The 8232-nt window shown below is 61.6% G+C and carries 12 protein-coding genes and 1 pseudogene; 8 read left to right on the top strand and 5 right to left on the bottom strand.

The window, feature by feature from the left end; genetic code table 11:
- Positions 1 to 4: 4 nt before the first annotated feature.
- The 3 genes and pseudogenes from QZ408_RS14975 to QZ408_RS14675 all read left to right on the top strand — a co-directional run.
- Positions 5 to 292 (top strand): annotated as a pseudogene (locus tag QZ408_RS14975) (transposase); the annotation flags it as partial.
- Positions 261 to 539 (top strand): transposase, encoded by a 279-nt coding sequence (locus tag QZ408_RS14970; protein ID WP_365996280.1) that lies wholly within the window; start codon positions 261 to 263, stop codon positions 537 to 539. The pseudogene QZ408_RS14975 and the gene QZ408_RS14970, both read left to right, overlap by 32 nt.
- An 87-nt stretch (positions 540 to 626) precedes the next feature.
- Entirely contained in the window at positions 627 to 839 is a 213-nt protein-coding gene (locus tag QZ408_RS14675) for a transposase (protein WP_292492796.1), read from the top strand.
- A gap of 47 nt (positions 840 to 886) precedes the next feature.
- Here the strand turns inward: QZ408_RS14675 and QZ408_RS14670 are convergent, their stop codons facing one another.
- Entirely contained in the window at positions 887 to 1120 is a 234-nt protein-coding gene (locus tag QZ408_RS14670) for a hypothetical protein (protein WP_292492793.1), read from the bottom strand.
- A gap of 477 nt (positions 1121 to 1597) precedes the next feature.
- On the opposite strand from QZ408_RS14670, the gene QZ408_RS14665 reads away from it, so the two are divergent.
- The 4 genes from QZ408_RS14665 to wecB all read left to right on the top strand — a co-directional run bounded on the left by QZ408_RS14665 (position 1598) and on the right by wecB (position 4969).
- Positions 1598 to 1837, top strand: coding sequence for a hypothetical protein (locus QZ408_RS14665; protein WP_062265119.1), 240 nt, complete (start codon positions 1598 to 1600; stop codon positions 1835 to 1837).
- Positions 1838 to 1916: 79 nt separating this feature from the next.
- Positions 1917 to 2999: a DegT/DnrJ/EryC1/StrS family aminotransferase gene (locus tag QZ408_RS14660; protein ID WP_292492787.1), complete on the top strand. Its 1083-nt coding sequence runs from the start codon at positions 1917 to 1919 to the stop codon at positions 2997 to 2999.
- Positions 3000 to 3914, top strand: a complete 915-nt coding sequence (locus QZ408_RS14655) for a Gfo/Idh/MocA family oxidoreductase (RefSeq protein WP_292492784.1) — start codon at positions 3000 to 3002, stop codon at positions 3912 to 3914.
- Positions 3911 to 4969 carry a UDP-N-acetylglucosamine 2-epimerase (non-hydrolyzing) gene (gene wecB, locus QZ408_RS14650; RefSeq protein ID WP_292492781.1) on the top strand — a complete coding sequence of 353 codons (1059 nt, stop codon included), beginning with the start codon at positions 3911 to 3913 and terminating at the stop codon, positions 4967 to 4969. The genes QZ408_RS14655 and wecB overlap by 4 nt, the downstream gene beginning before the upstream one ends.
- Positions 4970 to 5298: 329 nt before the next feature.
- Here the strand turns inward: wecB and QZ408_RS14645 are convergent, their stop codons facing one another.
- Together QZ408_RS14645 and QZ408_RS14640 are read right to left on the bottom strand one after the other, a co-directional pair.
- Positions 5299 to 5487, bottom strand: coding sequence for a hypothetical protein (locus QZ408_RS14645; RefSeq protein ID WP_292492778.1), 189 nt, complete (start codon positions 5485 to 5487; stop codon positions 5299 to 5301).
- Entirely contained in the window at positions 5460 to 5807 is a 348-nt protein-coding gene (locus tag QZ408_RS14640) for an acylphosphatase (protein WP_292492775.1), read from the bottom strand. Before QZ408_RS14640 ends, QZ408_RS14645 begins: the two co-directional genes overlap by 28 nt.
- Positions 5808 to 5950: 143 nt before the next feature.
- On the opposite strand from QZ408_RS14640, the gene QZ408_RS14635 reads away from it, so the two are divergent.
- Positions 5951 to 7396 (top strand): nucleotide sugar dehydrogenase, encoded by a 1446-nt coding sequence (locus tag QZ408_RS14635; protein WP_292492772.1) that lies wholly within the window; start codon positions 5951 to 5953, stop codon positions 7394 to 7396.
- A 132-nt stretch (positions 7397 to 7528) separates the two neighbouring features.
- Here QZ408_RS14635 and QZ408_RS14630 read toward each other — a convergent pair whose 3' ends face one another.
- Positions 7529 to 7666 (bottom strand): hypothetical protein, encoded by a 138-nt coding sequence (locus QZ408_RS14630; protein ID WP_292492769.1) that lies wholly within the window; start codon positions 7664 to 7666, stop codon positions 7529 to 7531.
- A 352-nt stretch (positions 7667 to 8018) separates the two neighbouring features.
- On the bottom strand, positions 8019 to 8232 hold a 214-nt coding region (locus tag QZ408_RS14625), incomplete at its 5' end, for a DUF86 domain-containing protein (RefSeq protein WP_292492766.1).

Raw genomic sequence — 8232 nt, 5'->3', positions numbered from 1 at the left:
CGCAATCGCCGAATCTTACCTTCAGGGTGTCTCGACGAGAAGAGTTCAGGAGATCGTTGCCCATCTGGGTATCGACCAACTCTCCCCGGCTTCGGTCTCCCGGATGGCCAGGGACCTCGACGATCAGGTGCAGGCATTCCTCCTGCGGCCGATTGAGCAGAAAACCCCGTACCTCTTCGTGGATGCCTCTTACTACAAAATCCGGGACGGAGCACGGTACGTCACCAAGGCAGTCCTGGTAGTCGCCAGAGTGCGAGAAGATGGCTACCGGAAGATCCTGGGCGCAAGAATCACGGATTGTGAGAATGAGGAGTTCTGGTCGGGGTTGTTCGAGGACCTCAAAGGAACGGGGACTTGCCGGGGTTCAACTGGTCGTTTCGGATGGGCATACCGGCATCCAGAAGGCGGCGGAGGCCGCCTTCCTCGGCGCATCCTGGCAGATGTGCTCGGCCCACTGTACCCCAGGCGGTACTGAGAAATATTCCCCGGAAACACCAGAAGGAGGTTGCAGAGGGTCTGAAGGAGGCGTATGGGAGTGAACAACGACTCCAGGATCTCGCCGATGGCCTGAATGCACGGGGATACCGGAAAGCAGCCAACACCATCGAACGATTCCTCCCGGGCTTATGAGTTACCCGGCATTCCCCAAACAGCACTGGAAGAGACTCAAAACGACAAACCTGATGGAGCGGGTCAATAAGGAGCTCAAACGGAGGACCGGGGTCGTAGGAGCGTTCCCGAACGAGGAATCCCTTCTCCGGCTGGTTGGATCCATCCTGATGGATATCAACGAGGAGTGGGTCACTGACAGAAGGTATTTGACTGTGGAGAAGGCATGATCAGGCAAGGAGACAGGGCTCAGGCAAATTACAGAAGATCTGAGACGTTACCTTAGGCGATATCTTCCTCTCCCAATATCCTCAAAATAATCGTATGTCGTATAATGGTGTTTGGGGCTATCAACACTACATCTCCGCATTTCAGTTCTAATATCGGTTTCGGGGTGAGAAGATCCTGCACATTTTAAAACTACTATGATCTCTTCGGGAGTAAACTCGTTATTACCTGTAATTTCAACTAGTAATCTGGCCGCGTGAAGGATTTCTCTATGAGTTACCATAACCACTGAATACCTTTTACTATATTTATAAATAGTGGATTGGGGTTATAACCTGGATTCTGGGTCATCTCATCTTCTATCACGCTAATATTCTTTCAAGCTCATATATCTGGGATCCCTACCTCACTGTCACTAAGATCTGTAAGAATGAGCACATCCCAAAAGCATCTGGTGATCGAACATCCACACGATTCGGAGCACTCTTACACATGATTTCAAATGGCAGGGCAATATAATGGATCGAATTGCTGACACGGCTTCCCGTTGACTATCGCACCTTCGGTGCTCAAACTCCGTTCCTGTTGGAACATCACGAGTCGCCCCTCCCGGCAGAGGCATCTTGGGATGACCTCAACGACTTGAGAACCTCACCCCATGCTCTCTGCAACCCCATTCAGAAACCCCTAAACGCCTCCACCGCCATAACCTCTTCATGCGCTACATCGTCACCGGCGGGGCCGGGTTGGCTCAGAACGCTTGCAAGAGACCTTAGCACAGAGTCACGACGTCGTCATCATCGAGAACCTCGCCACGGGGCGGCGGGAGAACATCGAGCACCTCCTCGACCACCCCCGGGTGACGTTCATCGAGGGGAGCATCACGGACCCCGGTCTCTTGACGGAGACCTTTCCGGGCGCGGATGGGAGGTGCCGGACAGCTGCGTGGGCAGCCATCCATTCGGTCTCTTCCCCGGGAACATTAAGGATTTTAGCTTAATTTATCAATCAAAAATGCAAACCCGTATAATAACCTACGCGAAAGAAACATGACATCAGGTTCCGGAGTTGGAAAATCCATGCACATACCCATCGCCCAGCCGTCCCTCGGGAACGAGGAGAGCGACGCTGTTCTCGCTGTCCTCGCCTCCGGCATGATCGCCCAGGGTCCGGTCACCGCCGCCTTTGAGGAAGAGTTCGCCGCCTACTGCGGTGTTCCCCATGCCGTTGCCGTCTCGAACGGGACCACCGCCCTCCACGCGGCGCTGCTCGCCGCCGGGGTCGGGCCCGGTGACGAGGTGATCGTCCCGGCATTCACGTTCTTTGCGACCGCCTCATCGGTCTCGATGTGCGGCGCCCGTCCCATCTTTGCCGACGTCGATGCCGCGACCGCCACGATCGACCCGGCCGACGTCCTCGCAAAGGTCACCCCGAAAACGAAGGCCGTGATCGGCGTCCACCTCTACGGCCAGCCCTGCGACGCCGGGGCGGTCCGGGATATCTGCGACGATAAGGGTCTCGTCTTCATCGAGGACGCGGCCCAGGCCCATGGGGCGGAGTACCGCGGGAAGCGGGCGGGAGCGCTCGGCGACCTCGCCTGCTTCTCCTTCTACGCGACAAAGAACCTGGCGACCGGGGAGGGGGGGATGGTGACGACGGCATCGGACGAGTATGATGCGCGGTTGCGCCGGATCATCAACCACGGCCAGAGCGAGAAGTACCTGCATACCGAGCTCGGTTACAACTACCGCATGACCGATATCAACGCCGCGATCGGGAGGGTGCAACTTGGAAAGCTCGACGGCTTCAACCGCCGCCGGCAGGAGAACGCTGCTTACTATAATACCCATATCACGGCGCCGGGGCTGGTGCTCCCCTCGGTCGCGCCCGGCCGGACCCACGTCTGGCATCAGTACTCCCTGCGGCTCACCGACGCGTTCCCCCTGTCGCGGGACGAGTTCATGGCGTATCTCCGCGAGCGCGGGATCGGGTGCGCTGTCCACTACCCCATCGCCCTCTCCCGGCAGCCCTACTACGCCGGGGCTGCCTCCTGCCCGGTCGCTGAGTCTCTCGCGGCCTCGGTCCTCTCGATCCCGGTCCACCCCGGCGTCACCGACGAAGCCCGGGCCTACATCGCTGATACGATCAACGAGGTGGTCTAGATGGACGCGGGCGTTATCGGCACCGGAGTCATGGGCAGGAACCATGTCCGGGTCTACTCCGAACTGAAAGAGGCCGGGACGACCTACGTCTACGACCTGAACACGAAGGCCGCAGAAGAGGTCGCCGCCGCCACCGGGGCGGAGGTCTGCCGCTCGATGGAGGAACTCCTCCGGAAGGCCGACTGCGTCTCGGCCTGTGTACCGACCCCCTACCACTTCAAGACCGCGGGAGAGGTCATCGCCGCCGGGGTGCACACCCTCATCGAGAAGCCCCTCTGCCTCACCGTGCGCGAGTGCGAGCAGTTGATCGGCCAGATCCCCGATGGGCTGACGGTCGGCGTCGGCCACATCGAGCGGTTCAATCCGGTCGTCACCGAGGTTGCACGGGTCGTGCGGAACCCCGTCTACGTCGCCTTCCACCGGCACAACCCGGCCTCATCGAGGGTGAGCGGGTCCTCCGTCGTCGAGGACCTGATGATCCACGACATCGACATCGCGTTCAACGTCCTCTTCCCGGGCCGGGCATACACCGCCCACGCGAGCGGGACCGGGGACGTCGCCGCGGCCCTTATGTCCTTCGGGCGGACGCCGGTCTACCTCTCGGCCTCCCGCAAGGCCTCAAAGAAGGTCCGGTCGGTCTACATCGAGGAGGAGGATCGGACGATCGAGGGCGACTTCATGACCCAGGAGGTCTACGTTTACCGGAAACCGGAAGCCTACGGGCAGGAGAACGGGCTCTACCGCCAGGAGAACATCATCGAGAAACTCCTGGTGAACAAGGTCGAGCCGCTGAAGATCGAACTTTCGACGTTTGTGCGGGCCGCCCGCGACAACAAACCCTTCCCGGTGACCCCGGAGCAGGGGCTCTCAAACGTCCGGATCTGCGAGGCGATCTACCGGGGCCTCTCGGCATGAAGGTCCTCTCGGTCGTCGGGGCCCGGCCCCAGTTCATCAAGTGCGCCCCGGTCTCGCGGGGACTCCGGAAGGTGCACGAGGAGGTCCTCGTCCACACCGGCCAGCACTATGACTACCTCCTCTCTGAGGTCTTCTTCCGGGACCTCGGGATCCCGGCGCCCGACTACCACCTCGATATCGGCTCGGGGAGCCACGGCGTCCAGACCGGCCGGATGCTCGCCGCGGTCGAGGAGGTGATCGGGAAGGAGGAGCCAGGGATTGTTCTCGTCTACGGGGATACGAACTCGACCCTCGCGGGCGCACTCGCGGCGGCGAAGATGCACGTGCCGGTGGCGCACGTCGAGGCCGGGCTCCGGAGTTTTGACCGCCGGATGCCCGAGGAGGTGAACCGGGTGCTCACCGACCATTGTTCTGATATCCTCTTCTGCCCGACGGCGACCGCGGTTGCGAACCTTGCGGCCGAGGGGGTGACCGCGGGCGTCCACCTCACCGGGGACGTGATGGTCGACGCGCTCCGGGAGAACCTACCTCTCGCAAAAGAGCGCTCCACGGCTCTTACCGATCTCGGGCTCTCCCGGAAGGGGTACTACCTTGCCACGGTCCACCGTGCGGGGAACACTGATGATCCCGCCGCACTCCGGGCGATCATGGAGGCGTTTTCCCGCCTCGACGCCCCGGTGGTCTTCCCGGTCCACCCCCGGACAAGGAAGAAGTTCACCGAGTACAGGATCACACCCGCGGCGAACGTCAGAGTTGTTGAACCGCTCCCCTACTTTGATATGCTCACCCTTCTTTCCGGCGCCCGGGCGGTCCTGACCGACTCCGGCGGCGTCCAGAAGGAGGCCTACATCCTTGAGGTGCCGTGCGTGACCCTCCGGGAGAACACCGAGTGGGTCGAGACCCTGGAGGACGGCTGGAACGTCCTTGTGGGCGCGGATGCCGACCGGATCGTCGCCGAGGCAGAGCGGGGCGGCGGCGGCCGGCACTCTGCCCGGTTCGGCGACGGGCATGCAGCCGCGCGAATTGCGGCGATCATCAGGGAATTTGGACCCTGAAGACAGATTAGAAGTGCAGACAATAGGTGTACCGGGTATCAAGCACGTCTACGGTCTCCAGCGAAACTCCCCCTCGTTGGGGTACAAGATCACGATGCTCAACCGGGGGAGCCCCCGCTCAGGGGCGAGGAGACCGGGCTTGAAGAGTTGCTGAGAACGGTCGCCGGTACGGGAAAAATTCTCCCGCATCGCGGATTTTGCGAAGATCGCCGGGTGCGATGCAGTGACCCTCGCCATCCTGACGCCTTTTCTCGATGAGCGAGGACCAGGAAATCAGGCACGACCGCGCGTGCGGCCCGGGCCAGTTGGCGCGGGGATGCGGGAGGAACTCAGACCTGGATGCCTGCCCGGGCAAGCGCATCCTTGATGGAGACGAGCTCCTTCCTGATCTCTGCAAATTCGTCGTCAAGGTGCTTTTTGGTATCACTCCGGAGCCCGACAATCTCTTCTGTCGTCGCGATCTGGAAGACCGGGTCCTGCTTGTCTAAACTCAGTTCCGGTACATAGTTTCGGTGCATTGCAGGAGAAGAAAGTCAACCCTCTCAAACAGTTCCTCCTGGAGGTCTCCCCGGATGATCTCGAAATCGGCGTACTCTCCTGTTGCCTCTTCCCATCTGACGGTGAACGATTTGACGGCAATCGGTCTTTGTATGATATTGATCGCGTTGATGAAACCCCGGAGATCCTCTTCGCTCCCCTCTGCGACGATCTCGACCTCCCTGTTCTTGAGATTCTTCACGTACCCCGAGATATTCCGTTCGAACGTCTCGTTGTACACATGCTCCCGATAGCCGACCCGCTGGACACGCCCCCGCGCAGTGGCCACAAATCGTTTCATTCAATCTCACTCTGTATGGCGGACATAAATAGTTTCTCCGGATCTTCGCCCGGCGAAGGTCTCTTTGGACCCCTGCCTGCACCGCAAAAGGGGGTGGCAGAAGACAGAATATCAACCTTGAAGACAAACCAGAGATGCATACAATGACCGAGAACCTGGCAACGCTTATCAAGAAACGCGGCCCGATCCGGAAGATCGGCGTCATCGGGATGGGCTACGTCGGCATCCCGGCGGCGGCGCTCTTTGCGGATGTGCCGGGAATTGAACACGTCTACGGCTTCCAGCGGGATTCCGCTTCTTCCGGATACAAGATCAATATGCTCAACCGCGGGGAGTCACCGCTCAAGGGCGAGGAGCCGGGCCTTGAAGACCTGCTCGGGAAGGTCGTGGGCGCCGGGAAGTTCTCCTGCACCGCGGATTTTGCGAAGATCGCGGAGTGCGACGCAGTGACGCTTGCCATCCAGACGCCGTTTAAGGACAAAAAAGACCTCCTCCCGGACTTCACGCCGCTCATCGAGGGGCTCCGGAACGTCGGGCGGCATCTCGCGCCCGGGATGCTCGTGGTGCTCGAGTCGACGATCACCCCCGGCACGACCATCGGGATGGCCCGCGAGATCCTGGAAGCGGAGTCCGGGCTCGTCGCCGGGAAGGATTTCGCTCTCGCCCACGCCCCCGAGCGGGTGATGGTCGGCCGGCTGCTCCGGAACATCCGCGAGCACGACCGGGTCGTCGGCGGGATCGATGAGGTCTCGACGGCGCGGGCGGTCGAACTCTACTCGCCGGTCCTTACGGCCGGCACGGTCATCCCGATGACCGCGACCGCGGCCGAGGTGACGAAGACCGCCGAGAACACCTTCCGCGACCTCCAGATCGCGGCCGTCAACCAGCTCGCCCTCTACTGCGAGGCGATGGGGATCAACGTCTACGACGTCCGGGCCGGGGTGGCGTCGCTCGAGGGCGAGGGGATCACCCGGGCGATCCTCTGGCCGGGGGCCGGGGTCGGCGGCCACTGCCTGACGAAGGACACCTACCACCTGGAGCGGGGGGTGCAGGTGCTCGGGGGCGATCTCGACTGGCCCGAGGGCCGGGAGTCCCTCTACACCCTCGCCCGCGGCATCAACGACTTCATGCCCGAGCATATGGTGCATTTGACCGAGTCGGCGCTGGGAGAGGTCGGGAAGAGTTTGAAAGGTTCGAAGATTGCCCTGCTCGGCTGGGCGTTCATCAACGACTCCGACGACGCCCGGAACACGCCGGCGGAGCCGTTCTTTGAGGCGGCAAGGGCGGCCGGCGCGGAGGTCAGGGTGCACGACCCCTGGGTGGACCCGGCGACGTCGCCGGACGCGCCGCCGGGGTTGTCGCGAGACCTCGCGGAGGTGCTTTCCGGCGCAGACGCGGTGGTGGTCTTTGCCGGGCACAAGGAGTACCGGGGGCTGGTGCCCGCTGAGGTCCGGCGGTTGTGCGGGTCTCCCCACCCGGCGATCGTGGATGGGCGCAACGTCGTGGACCCGGATGCGTGGATCGGCGCCGGTTTCGCCTACCGCGGGATCGGCCGGGGGGACAGGAACCGGCACGAGTTGCGGGAATAATACTCTATTTTTCTCTCAACTCATCAACCAGACTGACGTGCCGTGTTTCATCATTCCCGGTCAGGCGGGACGAAACACGAGACGTCTTCCTGGAGACGGGCCGATCAAGCATCCCGCGGGCTGAACGGGGGCTCATCCCAGGTCTCCTCCGACATCAGGTCCTCGTGAAGGCTTTGGCACCTCGGAGAACTCGACCAGGATGTCCACGACGCTTCCCTCGCGCTCCTCGCCTTCGCCGGCACGAGCCGAAGATACCGATGGATCCGACATGGTAGGTCTCCTCAAGGTACGCCTTCTTCCTCCGGAGAATACCGATGATTCTTGCGCACTCTCCGTCGGCCTCGCGGGTGATGCTATCCATCCTGATCGGGATATGCGCTGTTCTCTTTAGTACAGATATCTCCGGTACGCCGGCACACAGGTTCAGTCCGGGAAAAGAGCAGGGGTGAAGGTGATGTAGGAGTCGCGACTGGCCCTCAGGGTCTTCAAGCAGGAGCACCGGCAGTGCGAGCCGGAGCATGAGACGCTATCAGGCTTCGGGAAAGGAGCTTGAGAGGCCCGAAGGGGTTCGAGGGCGGAGCGGTGAAGGGGGCGAGGAGGTCCTCTCCGGCTCGCACAGCCGTTACTCCGGGAGGAGGCGGTCCCGGAGCATCGCCCGGACCAGATCCCGGTAGCGGTTCACGACTAAAAGGTCGTCCTGGAGCACCCCGTAGACCTCATCCAGGTCCAGCCGACAGTAGAGGTGGACCAGAACATTCCGAAAACCCGCGAGGTCTGAGAGCCGGACCCCAAGATCTTCCGGGATCAGCCCTTCGTCACACAGGATCACAAAACTC

It is taken from the genome of Methanoculleus sp. 10 (assembly GCF_913757945.1).
Taxonomy (GTDB): Archaea; Halobacteriota; Methanomicrobia; order Methanomicrobiales; family Methanoculleaceae; genus Methanoculleus.
This window is presented reverse-complemented; position numbering and strand designations above follow the sequence as displayed.

Coding starts and splice junctions, on each gene's coding strand:
- QZ408_RS14970 (WP_365996280.1), top strand. CDS start 261: ATGGCTACCGGAAGATCCTGGGCGCAAGAATCACGGATTGTGAGAATG.
- QZ408_RS14675 (WP_292492796.1), top strand. CDS start 627: ATGAGTTACCCGGCATTCCCCAAACAGCACTGGAAGAGACTCAAAACG.
- QZ408_RS14670 (WP_292492793.1), bottom strand. CDS start 1,120: ATGGTAACTCATAGAGAAATCCTTCACGCGGCCAGATTACTAGTTGAA.
- QZ408_RS14660 (WP_292492787.1), top strand. CDS start 1,917: ATGCACATACCCATCGCCCAGCCGTCCCTCGGGAACGAGGAGAGCGAC.
- QZ408_RS14655 (WP_292492784.1), top strand. CDS start 3,000: ATGGACGCGGGCGTTATCGGCACCGGAGTCATGGGCAGGAACCATGTC.
- wecB (WP_292492781.1), top strand. CDS start 3,911: ATGAAGGTCCTCTCGGTCGTCGGGGCCCGGCCCCAGTTCATCAAGTGC.
- QZ408_RS14645 (WP_292492778.1), bottom strand. CDS start 5,487: ATGCACCGAAACTATGTACCGGAACTGAGTTTAGACAAGCAGGACCCG.
- QZ408_RS14640 (WP_292492775.1), bottom strand. CDS start 5,807: ATGAAACGATTTGTGGCCACTGCGCGGGGGCGTGTCCAGCGGGTCGGC.
- QZ408_RS14635 (WP_292492772.1), top strand. CDS start 5,951: ATGACCGAGAACCTGGCAACGCTTATCAAGAAACGCGGCCCGATCCGG.
- QZ408_RS14630 (WP_292492769.1), bottom strand. CDS start 7,666: ATGTCGGATCCATCGGTATCTTCGGCTCGTGCCGGCGAAGGCGAGGAG.